Raw genomic sequence first — 17,511 nt, forward strand, 5'->3', positions numbered from 1 at the left:
TCCTTCCATAGTCCAATTGACAATGACAACCAGCATTGTCACTTATATGCCGCGAGGATGAGCGGAGACGGATATGGAGCGACTTGACGTTCTGATCGTAGGGGCGGGACTGTCCGGCATCGACGCCGCTTATTGGATCTCGAAGGGCAAAGCGCATCGTCGCTGGGCGATCTTCGAAGCGCGTGATGCGATCGGCGGCACATGGGATCTGTTCCGCTACCCCGGCCTGAGATCTGACTCAGACATGGCGACGCTGGGGTTTCCGTTTCGGCCATGGACGCGCGACCGCTCGATCGCTGCCGGCGCCGACATCCGCGATTATATCTGCGATACTGCCGCCGAGTACGGCATAGATCGGGGCATCCGCCTGAAGCATCGCGTTACCGCAGCCGACTGGTCGTCGGCGGACGCTGTATGGACGGTGACGTACGAAGCGGCGGGCGACGTGCGGCAGGTTGCCTGCCGGTTCCTGTTCTTGTGTTCAGGCTATTACGATTATGCCGCCGGACATGCGCCGACGTGGCCGGGTATGGCGACGTTTGCGGGACAGATCGTTCATCCGCAATTCTGGCCCAACGCGCTCACCATCGCAGATCGCCGCATCGTCGTGATCGGATCTGGTGCAACCGCGGTTACGTTGGTGCCGGCGCTTGCAGAAATGGGGGCCGCGCACGTCACCATGGTACAGCGGTCGCCGACATATATCGTCTCGCGCTCGTCGCGAGACATGCATGCACGAACCATGCGACGTTGGCTGCCTGCACGCGCGGCGGAGGCGGCAATTCGCTGGAAGAATATCCTCTACGGCAGCTTCGTCTACACAATGGCGCGTCGCAAGCCGCATGTGTTGAAGCAGAAGATCGCGCAGCATCAGCGCGCGATGCTGGGTCCCGATTTCGACATAGAGACGCATCTGACACCACGCTACGATCCTTGGGATCAGCGGCTGTGCCTGGTGCCGGATGGGGATCTGTTCAAGGTGCTCCGCAAGGGACAAGCGTCGATCGTGACCGACGAGGTCGCGGCGTTCGAACCGGGCGGCCTGCGCCTCGCGTCGGGCGGGGCGGTGGAGGCGGACATCGTCGTCACCGCCACCGGCTTGAAGGTTCAGCTCATGGGAGGGGCGCGGATCACGGTCGATGGCGAGGTCGTCGATCCGGGACGCCGGCTGCTCTACAAGGGCGCGATGCTGGACGGGGTGCCGAACCTTGCCTTCGCAATCGGTTATACCAACGCATCATGGACGCTGAAGTGCGACCTGACTTCGCAGTTCGTCCGCCGTCTACTGGATCATATGGCGGCCCGCGGTGCGACGAGCGTGGTACCAGTTGCGCCCGCAGCGCCAACCGACGAGCCGCCGATCCTCGACCTGACTTCCGGTTACGTCCAGCGTGCCGCCGCGCTGCTTCCGCGCCAGGGCGCTCGTGCGCCTTGGCGGGTGCAGCAGAACTACGTGCAAGATCTTTGGGCGCTGCGCACGGGGCAAATGGACGATGGCGTGTTGCGCTTTAGCTATGCGCGAACGACGCCAACGGGGGTGGCGGTATGAGCGCTCGACTGATGCTGGACGGCAAGGTAGCGGTCGTCACCGGTGCGGCAAGCGGGATCGGGCGTGCGATCGCGCGATCAATGGCGGCTCGGGGCTGCGATGTTGCCATCGCAGATATCAACGAGGCCGGCCTTGCCGAAACTGCGGGGCTGATCGGCGATGCCGTTCGCGTGACCTGCCATCGGGTCGACGTGGCAGATCGGAGCGCCGTCGCGCGCTTTCCCGACGAGGTCGCGGCAGCGCATGGCGTGGTCGATGTCGTAATCAATAACGCCGGCGTAGCGTTGGCAGGGACGTTTGCCCAGTTGACCGAGGCGGAGTTCGACTGGCTGCTTGAAATCAATCTTCAGGGTGTGGTGCGGATGACCCGGGCGTTCCTGCCTGTGCTCGAGCGGCGGCCGCAGGCGCAGATCGTCAACCTGTCGAGCCTGTTCGGCCTGATCGCACCCCCGGGTCAAAGCGCCTATGCTGCAGCAAAATTCGCGGTACGCGGATTTTCGGAGGCGCTGCGCCATGAATTGGAGGCGGCGGGGTCGCCGGTCGGGGTGAGCGTCGTTCATCCCGGTGGCGTGCGGACCGGCATCGCGACGAATGCCCGTGCGGCCGCGGCGGTAGATGCGGTCGAGGCCGCCAGGCAACAGGCGCATTTCCAGAAGGTGTTGCGCCTCGATGCAGATCAGGCGGGAGAGATCATCGTGCGCGGTATCGAACGGCGCCAGCCACGTATTCTGGTCGGGCAGGATGCCAAATTGGTCGCTGTGATCGAACGTCTCATGCCGGTGGGCTATTGGCACATCATTGGTCGCCGTCGCGGTTGATCCAGCGTCAGCCCCTTGGCAACGGCAGCAGCTCCTCCAGCGTGCCGTTGGGGGCCGCTCGCTCCAGCAGCGACGCGAGCAAGTTCACCGACTCCTGCATTGCCTGGGGATCATCGATGAACTCGCGCCCCAGTGACATCCCGCGCATCGCCCAGACGACTAGGCGGATCGCCGAATTATCAACGACGGTGGTTCCGAGCCGGTCGCGGAATGCCTTTGCTGCCAACTCTTCAATCGCGCTTTGCACGGGCTTGATGAGCGTCGCCAAATCGGGGTCGCTGCGCGAGGCGACGAAGATCTCGAGGACCGCCATGCCCGATGGCCGCGACAACACCTCCCAGGAAATGCGCGGCCAATCCGAAACGCGCGATCCGATCTGCCGCTCGCGTTGCAGTTCTCGATAGGCGACCACCTCTGCGTCAAAGACCCAACGCACCACCTCGGCGATGAAAGCGGCGCGGGACGCGAAATGATGGGTTATTGCGCCGCGGCTAATCCCAGCCTCGTCGGCAATGATCGCGTTGCTGGCGCGCGTGTATCCTAGCCGGCTGATCGCGCGCACTGCTGCCTCGAAGAGCGCCGCGCGGGTTTCCGCCGTTCGCTGTTCCTGCGTCCGTCGCTTAGGCCTCGTTTCGCTCATCATCATCGTCTCATTTCATAAAAGCATGAGCCGGTCACGCTGCACGAGACAAGGCCTTACGTATCAGAAGCGCCACTCGAATGCGCCACCGATCCGGCGGAAGGCATTGTCAGGCAAAGTCTGTACATATTGTCCGGCGGAGAAGTTGCCGGGGAAGATGGCAGCGGCGTAGCGCTTGTCGAACAGGTTCCGGACGAACGCACTGAAGCGGGCGTGATCGCCGATGTCGCCGATACCGATCGTCCCGTTGACCAGTGAATAGCCCGACTGGATCGTATTGGGATCGTTGATGGCGTAAAAGAAGCGGCTGCGATACCGCCAGTCGGCGGTCACAAAGACCTTCAGGTCGTTTCCGATCGGCTGATCGATGTTGGCGGCGAGGCTTGTTGTCCACTTCGAGGCGCCGACCAGTGGCGTGCCCGCGGCATTGAAACTGGGGCCAGCGAGTGTGCAGCCTTGCGCGGCGGTCTGTCCGGAGAAGCAGGCGACGTTATAATTGCCGTATTGCGCGTCGAGATAGGTGATGCCGCCGTTGAAGCTGATGCCGCGCGCGGGTCGGACGATCGCCTCCGCCTCGACGCCGCGGGTCTTCAGTTCGCTCGCGTTGCCGGTGCGGAATGAGCCCAGGCCGCCATTTAGCGTAGGATCAAAGACTTGCGCTTGAAAATCGCGAAAGTTGTTGATGAAGCCGGCGACGTTGAGGCTCAGCTTGCGGTCGAGCAGGTCAAATTTCCCGCCGATCTCGTAAGCGTCGACCTTTTCCGGGTCGACGTTGAATGCGACCCCTGCCGCAGAGCTGATTGCCGGCCCCTTATAGCCGCCCGTGTAGGTGGCGTAGAGATTGGCCGTTGGCGCTATCGCATATTCGATGCCCGCGCGCCCTGAGAAGCCGTTGGCGTTGCGACCCGCCAAAATGGGCGCGGCGAGGGCGCCGATGCAGCGCCGGCCGCCGCTGAGCAGGAAGGTGACGAGGTTACACACGCCCGGTACCGCGGTGACGGTGGTCGTCGAGTCGATCTCGTCGCGCGTGTAGCGACCGCCGGCAATCAGACGGAGCTGCGAGGTCAGGTTGAAGGTCAGCTGCGCGAAGCCGGCATAGCTTTTTGTCGTGTAGTTGAAGTTCGATTGCCCATTGACCGGCGACAGGCGCACGGGGAAGCTGGCGGGGAAAACGCCGAACGTACCATCCTGCAAAATCTGCGCGTCGATATGCTGGCGGAAGAAATAGAGGCCTGCGGTATAGTCGACGAACCCATGGCCCGCATTGGAAAGGCGGAGCTCCTCCGACAGCTGATAGGACTGCGAATTGGCGATGTTGGTGTCGAAGAAAGGTACCGGCGTCTGATCGACATCGTTGTTCGCACGCGCCTTCAGGTTTCGATAGGCGGTGACCGACGTGATCGCCACTGGACCCGCATCGTAATTGACTGACAGCTGTGCGCCGAAGCTCTTCTCGTCGCGCACGACGTTGGTGCTGCCGATCGCGGTCTTGTTGTTTGTAGGGGAGGCGACGACGCCTAGCGCAGTGTTTCGCGCGAAGACGAAATTGGCAGGCGCCAGCGGGCGGAACGCGGCGGGAATTGGCGTCGGGTCGTTGCCGCCGAATTTGCGGATCGTCGAATAGGCTTCGATCCCGCTGTTGTTCTGGTTGTCGACGATCGCGTAAAGAGTCAGTCGGTCGGTCGGCTTCCACAGCAATTTGCCGGTGCCAAACCAGCGCCGCACCGGGTCGAGCCGGCCAGGGCCGACCAATTGCGTCGAGGGCTTCTGATACTGATATCCGCCGACAACGCGCAACGCCATGGTATCGCCGATCGGCACGTTCACCACTGCCTGTGACTGAACCTGGTCGCGACTGCCGGCCTGCACGCGGCCGCTGCTGCTCCACGTGCCGAGCTCTGGCCGCGCGGTGGTGATCGAAATAAGGCCGGCGGTGGTGTTCTTTCCAAACAGCAGCCCCTGCGGCCCGCGCAGCACCTCAACGCGCTCGACATCCGCCAGCGAATTGAGCGGGACGTAGCGCGGTAGCGTGATGTTGACGTCGTCGACGGCGATACCGACCGCGGACTCGATGCCATAGTCGAAAGAGTTGGTGCCGACGCCGCGGATCGCGAAATTAGGCACCCCAGGGGTGGCGGTGAAGTTGAGGCTAGGGGCGCGCTGGGTGATGTCGGCCAGCTGGTTGGCACCGGTTTCGCGCAGCGATTGGCCGTTGACGACGGTGATTGCGATGGGGACGTCGCGCAGGTTTTCCGTGCGGCGCTGTGCGGTGACGACGATGTCGCCGTCGGCAGAGCTCGCGTCGGCCTGCGGCGCCGTAGCCTGAGCATCGGTCGCCGGAGCGGTCTGTGCCTGCGCACTACCGGCCCATGCCAGCACGCTTGAACCAATCAGCAGCGCCAATCCACGCATCGTCTTTTCCTCACCCAATTCGCGGTCCGTGCCGCTTGACAACAAGCATTGTCTGTCTGAAACATACTGTCAAGCGCGTATGCAAGTGACCGCGCGATCGGGAGTAGGTATGATGACATTTCGGTACACCCGCGCAGTGGCGCTTGCCGTCCTGCTGGGCTCCGCCGGATCGGCGGGCGCGCAAACCGCCCGGTCCCCGCAAACCAGCGAAGCGAACGCCGATCGACGTGCAGCCGAAACCGAACGGCGCATGCAGCCCGATGAACGGACGGTGCTGACCCGCGGCCTGTGGGCAATCCCGCTGATCCCGAACGTGACGATACCAGCCGAGGCAGTGCTGGGCGCGGGCTATGTCACCGGCATCCCGCGGCTCGACGTGCCGGCACTGGTTGAAACCGATGCGAGCCTGGGCGTGTCGTACATCGCGGGACTGCGCAAGGACGGCGCGACGGCATTGCCGTCGGCGACGGCGATGGGGTCTACGTGGAACCCCGATTTGATCCGTCGTGGCGGCGCGATGATCGCGGGCGAGGCGCGTGCGAAGGGCTTCAACGTGCTGCTGGGCGGCGGGATTAACCTGATGCGCGATCCGCGCAACGGGCGAACGTTCGAATATTTCGGTGAGGATCCGCTGCATTCCGGCGTGCTGGGCGGCGCAGCGATCGACGGCGTGCAGTCGCAACACGTCCTTTCCACGGTCAAGCATTTCGCCCTCAATGCGCAGGAGACCGGGCGGCATGCGGTGGACGGCAGGATCGCCGACGATGCCTTTCGCATGAGCGACCTGCTCGCCTTCGAGATCGCGATTGACCAGGGTAAGCCCGGTGCGGTCATGTGCGCCTACAACCGCGTTGAGGGCGCGCCGGCGTGCGGCAGCGACTATCTGCTCAACCGCGTGCTGAAGCGGGATTGGCGCTATCCCGGCTTCGTGATGTCGGACTGGGGCGCCGTCGGCGCCACCGATTTCGCGCTCGCCGGACTCGACCAGCAATCGGGTGCGCAAATCGACAAGCAGGTGTTCTTCGGCGCGCCGCTGGCGGCGGCCGCGGCGCGCGATCCCGCCTACGCCGGTCGCGTCGCCGACATGAACAGGCGCATCCTGCGCTCGATTTATGCGATCGGGCTGGATGCTAACCCGCCGGTGAAGGCGCCGATCGATTTTGCCGCAAACGCCGCGATCGCCCGTGCGGTCGAGGACGAGGGCATCGTGCTGCTGCGCAACCGGAACGCGCTGTTGCCGCTGTCGAAGGACGTGGGCTCGATCGTGGTGATCGGTGGCTATGCCGATGCCGGCGTTCTGTCGGGCGGCGGATCAACGCAGGTCCAGCCCGTCGGAGGGCCGGCGGTATCATTGCCGATGGGCGGCGAAGGCCCCCTCGCCAAATACAACAACCAGACCTTCCACGGCACCGCGCCGCTCGCAGCGATCCGTGCGCTGGCGCCCAAGGCGAAGGTGACGTTCGTCGATGGGCGTTATCCTGCTGAGGCCGCCGCGGTCGCGCGCCGCGCCGACGTCGCCATCGTCTTCGCAACGCAGTGGATGAGCGAGGGTGCCGACGTGCCCGATCTGTCGCTGCCTGGGGGGCAGGACACGACGATCGCCGTGGTCGCCGCTGCCAATCCCAAGACGATCGTCGTGCTAGAAACCGGCGGCCCGGTGTTGATGCCCTGGCTCGAGCGGACGGGGGCAGTGCTCGAGGCGTGGTATGGCGGCGCGAAGGGCGGCGATGCGATCGCGGCGACGCTGTTCGGCGACGTGAACCCGTCGGGTCGGTTGCCGGTAACGTTCCCGGCCTCGATCGAGCAGCTGCCGCGGCCGGCGCTACCTTATGCGGGGATGATCGACCGCGATTTCGCCGCCGGGTTAGCGGCGGGCAAGAGCTATCCGATCGATTACAACATCGAGGGCGCGGACGTCGGCTATCGCTGGTTCGCACGCAAGGGGGCGGTGCCGCTGTTCCCGTTCGGGTTTGGCCTCGGCTATACGACCTTCGAGCACGGCGCGGTAAAGATCGTCGGTGGTGCGAACCCCCGAGCGACCGCGACGATCCGCAATACGGGGATGCGCGCAGGCAGCGACGTGGCCCAGCTCTACCTCGTTTCCACGCCCGCCGGACGTACGCTGCGCCTTGCCGGGTTTGCCAAGGTGGCTGTCGGGTCAGGCGCGATCGCAACTGCAACCATCCCCATCGAACTGCGCCTGCTCGCCGATAGTAAGGGCGGCCGCTGGAGTATGGCCGCGGGAACCTATCGCTTCGCGCTTGGCCGGTCCGCCACGGATCTCGGCCCTGCCGTCACCGTGACCCTTCCAGCGCGGCAGTGGCGCTAACCCTCTTTAGCAAAGGATTATCCGATGTTGTGTAACCGCATCGTCAGCGCTTTGGTCGCGCTCGTTTGTCCGATGTCCGCCTCTGCGCAGGGCATTCCGGTCGCGCCGATGGCGACACCGGCGCAGTCCGGCGCTATTCCGCTCGGCACCGGCGGGGTGCCCGGCATGCCGGCGGAAAGCTGGTTCACGCTCGCCGGCCGTCCGACCGTGCGCAACGTGTCGACCGCGACGCTGCTGCCCGTTCTGCCCGCCAAGGACAAGGCGACGGGCGCCGCGGTCGTTATCGCGCCTGGTGGCGGCTTCGTGATGGAGTCGATGGAAGCGGAAGCGATGAAGCCCGCGCGCTGGTTCGCGGATCACGGTATCGCCGCTTTCGTCCTCAAATATCGTCTGGATCCCACGCCCGCGGCGATGGAGGCGTTCAAGCAGGCGGCACTCGCCCGTTTCGCGGCCGCCGCTATGGCGGGCGCGAAAGGGGGGGCGGACATCCGCGCGCCCGCGCCGGCACTCGCCGATGCACAGGCGGCGATGGGACTGGTGCGAACCCGCGCCGCGCAATGGGGCATCGACCCCAAGCGCGTCGCGTATGTTGGCTTTTCGGCGGGAGCGATCATGGGCGTGGATCTGGTAAGGGCCGCTGCCCCCGGAACGGCTCCGGACCTGTTCGCCGCCATCTATCCCTCCATGGCGCCGACCACCGTATCCCCGAACGCACCGCCGCTGTTCGTTGCGGTGGCGAGCGACGACGAGCTTTTTGGAAAGCAGGGCTACGGCCTGCCCGACAGCTGGCGCCGCGCAGGACGCCTGGTCGAGTTGCACGTCTACGAACATGGCGGCCACGGCTTCGGCTTCGACGGCAAGGCCGGCACGACCAGCGTCGGCTGGAACCAGGCGCTGCTCGGCTGGCTCGGCGCGCACGGCTGGCTCACGAAACAATAGGAACGGCCCGGAGAGGCTGGCTGAGAGGATAACTCCCTGACAAGGAGACGGGACAATGCGTTGGTCATTGATAGGTGCGTTGATTGCGGTGGCCCTGATCCAGCCGGTCACAGCGGCGACGTACCAGCCGAACGGGCCGATTGAGCGGCGCTACGCCGCGGATGGTCCATGGGCGACGACAACCACCGTGTCGAACAGTGCGTGCGACCGTGAGGGCAACGTCTGCGACATCTGGTATCCATCAACTTTAGGCATCAATCCGTTAAGGCGGATGGCGGACGGGTTCCGCCACCCCGTCATCGTCTTTGCCCATGGGACCGCCGACATCGTGCCCGCTGACAAGAACGGATCGACCTTGGCGCGCTGCCGCAGGTAATGCGGGGTTCGATCTTCTATGTCGGCGGTGATGCGGACGTCATCTCCAGCCTGCCGCTATGAGCCGTGGGAGCCCATTCCGCGTTCCCGGCCCCAGATGACGGCGCCGCTGCGCCGGCTCACCCCCAATTTGGAGTAGATCCTCGCGACGTGGTTGCGCACGGTGTTGCGCGACAGGCTCAGGCGCTCGGCAATGGCGCTATCGTCCAGATCGTCGCAGATCAGGCCGAGCACCTCCCGCTCGCGGGAACTAAGATCTTCGGCGGGGGATTGCGTCTGTGGGCGGCGGAGGGTGGCGAGCTTGTCGAGGATCGATCGGCTCAACCAGCTCGTATCCTGCATCACCTCGTCGATGGCTCTGGCCAGTTCGAGTTCGTCGCGGCGGCGCTCGGTCACGTCCTGATAGACCCACAGCACGCAATCCGTGCCATCGACGTTGATGGATTCGCCCGAAACGAGGCAGTCGATCAATCCGCCCGCACGTGACCGCAGACGCGCTTCGTAATGTCGCAGCGTGCCGTGTTCCGCGACGAGCCGGTCCGCTGCGTGATAGGCGTCGCGCACGTCCCACACGCCCTGGCCATCCGTCGTCAGCGCGGTCAGCTCTGCGCTGTCATATCCCGTCAGTGCCCGGAACGCCGCGTTGACGCGGGTGATCGACCCGTCGGCGCCTTGCGTGACCGCCATGGCGACGGGGGCCATCTCGAACACGGTCAGAAGATGTCGTTCGCTGGCGGCGAGCGCCTGTTCCGCCTCGCGTCGCGGCTGAAGGTCGGCGAAGGTGAGCAGCAGCGCGTCCTCTTGCGTGACGTCGATCGGTTGGCCGGCGAACAAGACCAGCCGCCGCGATCCATCCGCCGTGAGCAATTCGGCTTCGGCCTGGGGTACGACCCGTCCCTCCTCGATCAACGCCCTGACCTCTTTTGCGTCCGCGAGGCCGTCGAGCAGCTCCAGGCCGAACAGCGCCTTGCCCCTAAGGTCGTCCTCCCTGAACCCTGTCAGCGACTGGAATCCCTGATTGGCCCGCATCACGCGCAGATCGGACAGGCGCACGACCAGCGCCGGTGCCGGGTTCGCCTGGAACATCGCCTTGAACCGTGCTTCGGCATCGAATCGTGCGGAGACATCGCAGAGAACGAGCGCGAGATAGTCCGGCTCTCCCCCATCCACATCCATCGTGACATCGCGAACCTGATGCACCCAGCGCACCTCGTCTTCGCCGGCCGGCATCACCTCGACGATTTCGTCCGGAAAGCTTTCCCCGGCGAGCAGCCGGAACAGCGGATACTCGCGGCGCTTGAGCCGCCGGCCAGTGCCGGAGCGGAGCGTGAAGCGTTCGGCATAGCCCTCGGCGGTCATACCCAGATCTTCGAGCTTTTCGATCCCGTGCATGCGCAGTGCCGCGGCGTTGGCACTCAGGATCACGCCGGTGGCATCGAGCAGGATCACGCCGTCCAGCAATTGCGCCATAAGCTGTTTGAGGTGGCGGAACGTCGGCGAGGATGCGGGTGAAGCCATGGTCTTACAAGCGCTCGGGCAGCGTCGACGTTCCCGATCGGCACTAGTCCGATTAGTGCTGGCGCACCAATAGCCCCGGCCTGCGATCCGGTGCCGATCTGAACATCATCGTGCCGTCGCCCGTTGAGCGACCACGAAATCATGATGTGAAGGAACCACCATGGGACTGATTGTACTTCTTATCGTCGGCGGATTGATCGGCTGGGTGGCGAGCATGATCATGCGCACCGACGGCCAGCAGGGGATATTCCTCAACATCGTCGTCGGCATCGTCGGCGCCATGCTCGCGGGCTTCCTGATTACGCCGCTGATCGGCGGCGCACCGATCACCAGCGGCGTGATCAGCATCCAGTCCGTGGTGGTGTCGCTGTTGGGCGCGGTGGTGCTGCTGGCGATCATCAATCTCTTTCGCCGCGGCGCGGTGCGCTGAGCGACAGCCCGGCCGTGCGTCCCGCCCGAAAGGGGCGGGCGACACGGTCGGGCCGACGCCCGTGCGGAACCGTCGATCGGTCCCCCGAACGCGGGCCGGTCGCAGACCCCGCATGAAGACCACAACATCAACCCAGGAGAGTTTATGGTTCGATATCTGGTGGCCGCCTCGGCCGTCGCCCTGTTCGCCAGCGCCGCGCCGGCGCAGACCCAGGCCGGCTCCCATAACCCGGCGGTAAAGAACGGCGCGCCGCATAGCGTCGCAGCGCCTGCCAAGGGCGCCAATTCGTTTACTGAGGATCAGGCGCGCGGTCGCTTTGCGAAAGCGGGCTACAAGCTCGCTTCGAAGCTGACCAAGCAGAATGGCCTTTGGCAGGGTGCGGCGACGAAGGGCGGAAAGCAGCTCACGGTGATGCTGGACTACAAGGGCAACATCACGACGCGCTGACCGAATTGATGAGGAGAGATGTTATGTCACAGACCGTTACGCGCCTGTTCGACCATTATGCGGATGCCACTGCCGCAGTCCGCGATCTGGAGCAACTCGGGATTGCGCACGATGATCTGAGCATCGTTGCCAGCAACGCCGACGGGCATCATGCCGACCATGCCACGCATGATGATGAGGGAGTCAACGATCACGGCGATGTCAGCCGCGGCGCATCGACCGGCGCGATGCTTGGTGGCGCGGGCGGTCTGCTCGCAGGCCTCGGGCTTCTCGCCATCCCGGGGCTCGGGCCGATCGTCGCTGCCGGTTGGCTTGCGGCAACGGCCGCCGGAGCCGGCATCGGCGCGGCGGGTGGCGCGGCGACGGGCACCATCGTCGGCGCGCTCAAGGACGCCGGGCATGACGAGAACGACGCTCACGTCTATGCCGAGGGGGTTCGTCGCGGCGGTTCGCTGGTCAGCGCCAAAGTGCCGGACGCGCTGGTCGGCGAAGCCGAAGCCGTGCTCGACCGGAACGGCTCGGTGACGGCAGCGACTCGCGGCGCCAGCTATCGCGAGAACGGTTGGAACTCGTTCGACCCGGATGCTCCTGCCTATACGCTCGATCAGGTGCGCGAGGAGCGTACCCGCTATGCGCAGCCGGCGCGCTTCTGAACACGGCTGTCGGCTCCCGTCGAAAGGCGGGGGCGGACAGTAACCCGCGAGGCGCTGTGGTCACTCGTCACGATTAGGCGGATCGTACTCGTCAGCGGGCACATCTGACAGCTTGAATGAGATCGCCGTGCCCGGCTGCTCAGCCTGCTCGACCGAGCGCCGTTCACTGTAATTAAGCTGAACCGCGAAGCTTGAGGCGGGAATGCTCTTCAAGTTCGACGACCTCAAAGTCGAAACGCCTCCATCCGTGCCGCTTCGCCGCTTCTTCCAGTAAGGCCTTCTTGCTGGCCGCCTCCTTTGCGGATGCTGTGTGACCCCAGAACACCTCGGTCCTGCCATTGTGAAGATGCGCGACGATACGCCAGTAATGGGTGAAAGGCGCAGCCGTGGGGCCGATCGTCTTTACATAGCCGTCGGCCATCGTCGCGGTCAGGTAGCGCTTCTTCCTAGCCATTGCCGCAGGATAGCGCAGTGGCGGCGAGTGCGGGAGAGCAGCCCTCGCTTTGCCGCTCGTCGGGCCGGCCATTCCGATAGGGCAAGACTGCGTAGAGAGCGACCGAGCGCTCCAGCTCGGCTACACTTGGCGATCGCGCACCGATCTGTCGACCGCGCGCCACCTCGCCCGGGCAAATTATGGCATTCGCAGCGCTCGGATCCGCCTTTCCCTGGCGCCCCAGTCCAGTGCGCTCACGAGAGGCTCGCGACCCATCGTTGCAGCGCGGGAGTGTCGCGCATGTCGCCGGTGTAACGGTGAACCGGCACCGCAGGGACGTTCGATCCGCGCTTGCGGCCGCGATAGACCTTCATCGGCACGATCGCCTGCGCGAAGCCGCTCGGCAGGGGGACGCGGCGGATGTCCATATAGAGCGAGTCGGCGCCCGTCTCCTGCCCGATCTGCACCGCGCCGAGCGCAGTCCACAGGTCAACCGCGTCGAGGCAGGCGGACGCGCAGCCGAGGTCGGTCAGCACGTACACCCGGCCCTTCGGCGGCAGCACGGGAGCCCCAATATCGGTGGCCGGCGCCGCGGCCTCCTCGTCGGCCTCCCGCCACAGCGTGTCGCCGCGCGCGAGCGCGCTGTTGAGCCCCGCAGAGACACGATCCCCCCAGCGCATCGCCTCGGGCGAAGCGTCCGGCGCCGCTCGCCAGGCGGAGCGATAGCCGTCGATCGTCGCAAGATTGCCTGGCGACACGCGCCAGTCGACCGCGTCGCTATCCGATGGCAGCCTCCGAATCGCAGCGGCGCCCCATAGGATCGTCGCGACCTGTCTCGACCAGTCGGACGAGCCGCCATTGTTGCCGCGCAGGTCGAGCACGATGCGCGGCGCCGCCGCGAGCCCTGCGGCATCGACCTTCATGCTGGCGATTAGCGGCACCAGAGCTTTGGCATCCTTACTCATAGGGTCGCTGTCAAAACCTGAGAGCGTGAACCAGCGAGTGCCATCGGGCAGCGTCGTCCCGCCGATCTCGGGATGCGCGCGCGGGCTCGCCGCCGCGAAGCGGGTGTCGAACTCAGCGTCGGGCAGGTCGCGCCATTGCAACACGACCTCGCGCGATCTGCCGTCTACCGTGAAGCGGCAGCGTGCGGGGCGACGGACGTACGGGTTGCCCGCGTCGATGAACAGGCGGCCCGCGGTTGAGGCCCGCTGGCTGAAAAGACTCCAGCGGCCGCGGAAATCGCCGACGTTCCGCATGGCGAGGGTCTTCGCGGGGATGCCGTCGCAGCTTACCAGCTCGGCGCCAAGCGGCAGGGCAACGTCGTCGGCGCGGGTGACAACCACCGCCCGCTCGGCACCGTCGACCGTGGTGAGGAAACCCGGCCAGCGCAGCGGCAGCGGCACCGGCTGGTTGACATCGAACGCGACATGGCCGTCGTCGAAGCCAGCGACATAAGCGCGCATCGCCCACAGATAGGCAGGATAGTCGCGTGCGTTCGCCGCCCGGCGCAGCGCCAGTGCGAGCCCGGCATCATTGCGCTCGGTGAAACGGGGGTCGAGGCGATTGACCGGGCCCGGATGGTTCGCCGCTATCGCGTCGTGGAACGCGATCGCATCGGCCCGCAGCGTTGCCGACCAGTCGCGGGGCGGCTCAGCTGCGGCGGCTAGCAACGGAATGGTGAGTGCGATCAAGCCCTTGTGCATGGTCATGTCCTCAATAGCCCTCCGGCGTCGCGTCGAGCATCGCGGCGGGCGTCGACCCGGCCTTGCTGTTCGAGGCGGTGGCGGGCGGGCCGCTCGACTATGGCTATCTCCACGCCAAGGGCAAGGCGATGCTGGCGGGCGATTTCGCGCCGAGCTTCTCGGTCGAGAATGGCGCCAAGGATGCGCAGCTCGTTATCGATGCGGCGACGGCGACCGGGGTGCAGGTCGATCTGGCGGCGGCGGGGCTGGAACGCTTTCGCCGGGTGATCGCGGCCGGGCATGGCGACGCGGATATCGCCGCCTCGTTCTTGGCGTGACGCGCGTCGAGACGCGCGCCGACAGCCTGCCGGTCGGTCGCCTGAGCAAGCCGATGGACAACGCGCTCCGGAGAAAACGCTGCGCTGATCCATAATCCATAAGGTTAATCGGAAGATCATATCTGCAGCAGGTTCCGCGCGATGCGCCAGACCACGTCCAAATGACCGGGCAACAAGATCACACCCCCGCATGGCCGTTCGGCACGCGGGCGCAAGATGGGCGCGATCGTTTGCCTATAGAACAGGAACGGGACTCCCGTCGGTGTGAAGCCGGCTTGCAGGATTTATGCGCGTGCCTCTCGGCGACTGCCCTTACGGCGGGCTTGCCGTTGACTGACGGGATCGCCACGAGGTCCACCAGCAGATGGGCGGCACGGTCCTGCGCTCCGTCCGGCGCAATCTGCGCCGCGACCAGTGATCGCCGCGACGAGGCTCGGGAGGATCATAAGGTCACCCGCGCGCGTACATAGAGGAAGCGGCCGTTGATCCCGATCGGCGACAAGGGGTCGTACGCCAGATTGCCCGCGCCGTTGAAATCGTCGATCGACCGATCGGGATAGCGGTCGAGCAGGTTGTTTCCCCCGACGCTCACGGTCAGTCCGCGGCGCACGGCCAGCGACAGCTCGGCATCGAGCGACCATGCCGCCCCGAACCGCTGCCGCGGCGTGAAGCCGCCGCCGAAATCGAAGACGTGTTCGACGGATCCAAAGCGGACGCCGCGCACGAGACCGGAGACCGCGCCACGGGCCGCATCCGCCGACAGGATGATCTTGTCGCGTGGTGCGGCGGTCTCCAGCGTATTGGTCTCCTCCAGCCCGATCAGCCCGCCGCCGATGCCGTTGGCGGCGAGTTGCGCCGGCGGCGCGGTGACGCGACGGATCGTGTTCCTGGCATAGCTATAGGCTGCGCTTAGTCCGATCGTGGTGCCGCCGTAGGTGCGGCGATAGTCCGCGACCGCATCGATCCCGCGCGTCTTCAGGTCGACCGCGTTGGTGAAGAAATTGATCGCATCATAGGTGGCGAGGCCGAGCGCGCTGCGCCGCGACGGCGTCACGGCGGACAGATCGAAGCGTTCCGACAGTGTGATGCGATCGTCGATCAGGATCTGGAAGACATCGACCGACAGCCGCAGTCCCGGCACCGGCGTGGTGGTGATCCCGCCCGACAGGTTGACGCTGCGCTCGGGTCGCAGGTCGCGCGCGCCCAGTCCGCGCGCCGCCGGACTGTCCACCGGCAGCGTCGAGACGCGGCGCAGCTGCCCGCCCTCGCCGAAACTGAGCGAGGTGGCAGAGGTGCCGAGCTGCGCGAGGCCCGGCGCGCGGAAGCTGTTCGACACCGATCCGCGCACCGCGAGGCCGGGTGCGATCGCCCAGCGCACGGCGGCCTTCCCCGCCACCGCGGTGCCCGCATCCGAATAATGTTCGATCCGTCCCGCCACATCCGCCAGCACGCCCGGCAGCAGGTCGGCGGAGGCTTCGGCATAGCCGGCCACGACGTCGCGCCCCAGCGAGCGGGCATCGTCCGGGGTCAACCCCGGACCGGCCTGGGCCCCCGGCTGCAATCCCAGCGACGCCGGATCGGCGAGCGGTCCGACCGCATAGGAGGCGGCATCCCCGGGGCGGGAGCGCCAGCGCTCATGCCGATATTCGAGGCCCGCCGCCAGCGTGACGGGCGAGGCCAGCCCGAGGTCATAGTCCCGCGACACGTCGAGATTGCCGACGAGCTGATCCGAGCGGGTTCGGGACAGCAGGAAGGCGGTCGGGCTGGCGGCACCGAGCGAATAATTGAGCGAGTCGCGCAGCCGATAGCGGATCCAGTTGCCGCCATAGGTGACGCTGCCATCGACCTTCCACCCGCCGAATATGCCGCGCACGCCAGCGGTGACCGAAAGGTCGCCGTTGCGGACGAGGCTTTGCGGGAGGAACCCGTTGCCCGGCTGGCCGGGCGCGACATAATCGTCGCCCTTGCCGTCGACGATGACCGGCCAGCGGAAGAAATTGGCGCCGGCCGCTTCGCGCAGATGCAGGATGCCGAAGCTGTAGAGCGTCACGCCGTCGTCGCCCGCGCTTTCGGCATTGAACCACAGATGGCCGCTGTCGACCCGCGGATCGCCGACCTTGAACAGCCGCCGCCCGAAAAATGCGTCATTGCGCGGATCGGCATAGCTGCCGTTCGACAGATATTGGCCGCCGCGATCATAGCCGGCGCGGTTGGTGCCTTGCTGCCGGCCATAATCGCCGCCGAGGGTAAGAAAGCCGGTCTCGCCGAGCCGCGTGCCGGCCTTCAGGTCGATGACGGCGGTGCGCCCGTCGTGCAGCGTCCGGTCGAGCGCATCGGGCCGGGTGACGTTTCCGCCATATGTGATGCCGGCGGCGGCGCCATGGTCGAGCCGGTCGAGACCGATATCGACGACGCCGGCGATCGCATCCGAGCCATATTGCGCGCCCGCCCCGTCGCGCAGCACGTCGAGCCTCGCGACGCCGCCGACGGGTAGCGTGTTGAAATCCACTGGCGCCGTGCCGCGGCCGATCTTGGCGTCGAGCGCCGTCGTCGCGGTGGGATGATAGCGTTTGCCGTTGACCAGCACGAGGATCTGATCGGGCGAAAGACCGCGCAACTGCGCCGCGCGCACGGTGTCGCCGACGCCCGAATTCGACTGGCGCGGGAAGTTGAACGCGGGCAGCAACGTGGCGAGCGATTGGGCGAGTTCGCCGTTCGCGCCGGCCTGACGGATCGCGTCGCCGCGGATCACATCGATCGGAACCGGGCTGTCGGTGGTGCCGCGTCCCGCGGCGCGCGTGCCGATGACGGTGATATCCGCCCGGGCAGCCTCGCCGTCGTCATCCGGGTGCGCTTCCTGCGCCCGTGCGCTGCCGCCGGCGACCAGCCATATGGCCGCGACCCCGACGAGCAGCCGCTGCCGCATCATCCTCATCATGTCCCCC

15 protein-coding genes are annotated in these 17,511 nt (G+C 65.9%); 9 read left to right on the top strand and 6 right to left on the bottom strand.

Annotated elements, in window-relative coordinates:
- Positions 1-73 precede the first annotated feature (73 nt).
- Complete coding sequence (locus tag FFS23_RS12245) at positions 74-1,549, top strand: flavin-containing monooxygenase (protein WP_137898810.1); 1,476 nt, start codon at positions 74-76, stop codon at positions 1,547-1,549.
- 11 nt (positions 1,550-1,560) lie between these two features.
- Positions 1,561-2,367, top strand: a complete 807-nt coding sequence (locus tag FFS23_RS12250) for an SDR family NAD(P)-dependent oxidoreductase (RefSeq protein ID WP_212742958.1) — start codon at positions 1,561-1,563, stop codon at positions 2,365-2,367.
- 7 nt (positions 2,368-2,374) lie between these two features.
- Here FFS23_RS12250 and FFS23_RS12255 read toward each other — a convergent pair whose 3' ends face one another.
- Together FFS23_RS12255 and FFS23_RS12260 are read right to left on the bottom strand one after the other, a co-directional pair.
- Entirely contained in the window at positions 2,375-3,013 is a 639-nt protein-coding gene (locus FFS23_RS12255) for a TetR/AcrR family transcriptional regulator (protein WP_137898812.1), read from the bottom strand.
- Between the two features lie 57 nt (positions 3,014-3,070).
- Complete coding sequence (locus FFS23_RS12260) at positions 3,071-5,419, bottom strand: TonB-dependent receptor (RefSeq protein ID WP_137898813.1); 2,349 nt, start codon at positions 5,417-5,419, stop codon at positions 3,071-3,073.
- Between the two features lie 28 nt (positions 5,420-5,447).
- Between FFS23_RS12260 and FFS23_RS12265 the strand changes: the two genes are divergently transcribed.
- From FFS23_RS12265 to FFS23_RS12275, 3 genes are read left to right on the top strand one after another with little or no spacing between them, the layout of a single operon-like run.
- On the top strand, positions 5,448-7,748 hold the full coding sequence (locus tag FFS23_RS12265; RefSeq protein ID WP_249340656.1) for a beta-glucosidase family protein: 2,301 nt from the start codon (positions 5,448-5,450) through the stop codon (positions 7,746-7,748).
- 24 nt (positions 7,749-7,772) lie between these two features.
- Positions 7,773-8,687 (top strand): alpha/beta hydrolase, encoded by a 915-nt coding sequence (locus FFS23_RS12270; RefSeq protein WP_137898814.1) that lies wholly within the window; start codon positions 7,773-7,775, stop codon positions 8,685-8,687.
- Between the two features lie 55 nt (positions 8,688-8,742).
- Entirely contained in the window at positions 8,743-9,063 is a 321-nt protein-coding gene (locus FFS23_RS12275; protein ID WP_137898815.1) for an alpha/beta hydrolase, read from the top strand.
- A 56-nt stretch (positions 9,064-9,119) separates the two neighbouring features.
- Here FFS23_RS12275 and FFS23_RS12280 read toward each other — a convergent pair whose 3' ends face one another.
- Entirely contained in the window at positions 9,120-10,580 is a 1,461-nt protein-coding gene (locus FFS23_RS12280) for a PAS domain S-box protein (RefSeq protein ID WP_137898816.1), read from the bottom strand.
- Between the two features lie 160 nt (positions 10,581-10,740).
- On the opposite strand from FFS23_RS12280, the gene FFS23_RS12285 reads away from it, so the two are divergent.
- From FFS23_RS12285 to FFS23_RS12295, 3 genes are all read left to right on the top strand, one after another.
- Entirely contained in the window at positions 10,741-11,010 is a 270-nt protein-coding gene (locus tag FFS23_RS12285; protein ID WP_038658230.1) for a GlsB/YeaQ/YmgE family stress response membrane protein, read from the top strand.
- Between the two features lie 144 nt (positions 11,011-11,154).
- Positions 11,155-11,457 carry a hypothetical protein gene (locus FFS23_RS12290; protein WP_137898817.1) on the top strand — a complete coding sequence of 101 codons (303 nt, stop codon included), beginning with the start codon at positions 11,155-11,157 and terminating at the stop codon, positions 11,455-11,457.
- Positions 11,458-11,480: 23 nt separating this feature from the next.
- Positions 11,481-12,110, top strand: a complete 630-nt coding sequence (locus FFS23_RS12295) for a hypothetical protein (protein WP_137898818.1) — start codon at positions 11,481-11,483, stop codon at positions 12,108-12,110.
- A gap of 172 nt (positions 12,111-12,282) precedes the next feature.
- On the opposite strand, the gene FFS23_RS12300 is transcribed toward FFS23_RS12295, so the two are convergent.
- The gene (locus tag FFS23_RS12300; protein WP_038658237.1) at positions 12,283-12,564 is read right to left on the bottom strand and encodes a hypothetical protein; all 282 of its coding nucleotides are present in this window, start codon (positions 12,562-12,564) and stop codon (positions 12,283-12,285) included.
- A 233-nt stretch (positions 12,565-12,797) separates the two neighbouring features.
- Positions 12,798-14,255, bottom strand: coding sequence for a S41 family peptidase (locus FFS23_RS12305; protein WP_249340657.1), 1,458 nt, complete (start codon positions 14,253-14,255; stop codon positions 12,798-12,800).
- A gap of 32 nt (positions 14,256-14,287) precedes the next feature.
- Between FFS23_RS12305 and FFS23_RS12310 the strand changes: the two genes are divergently transcribed.
- Positions 14,288-14,566, top strand: a complete 279-nt coding sequence (locus tag FFS23_RS12310) for an NAD-binding protein (RefSeq protein ID WP_137898819.1) — start codon at positions 14,288-14,290, stop codon at positions 14,564-14,566.
- Between the two features lie 442 nt (positions 14,567-15,008).
- Here FFS23_RS12310 and FFS23_RS12315 read toward each other — a convergent pair whose 3' ends face one another.
- Positions 15,009-17,504, bottom strand: coding sequence for a TonB-dependent receptor plug domain-containing protein (locus FFS23_RS12315; RefSeq protein WP_171009469.1), 2,496 nt, complete (start codon positions 17,502-17,504; stop codon positions 15,009-15,011).
- Positions 17,505-17,511: the final 7 nt, after the last annotated feature.

It is taken from the genome of Sphingomonas sp. 2SG (genome assembly GCF_005503285.1).
Taxonomy (GTDB): domain Bacteria; phylum Pseudomonadota; class Alphaproteobacteria; order Sphingomonadales; family Sphingomonadaceae; genus Sphingomonas; species Sphingomonas taxi.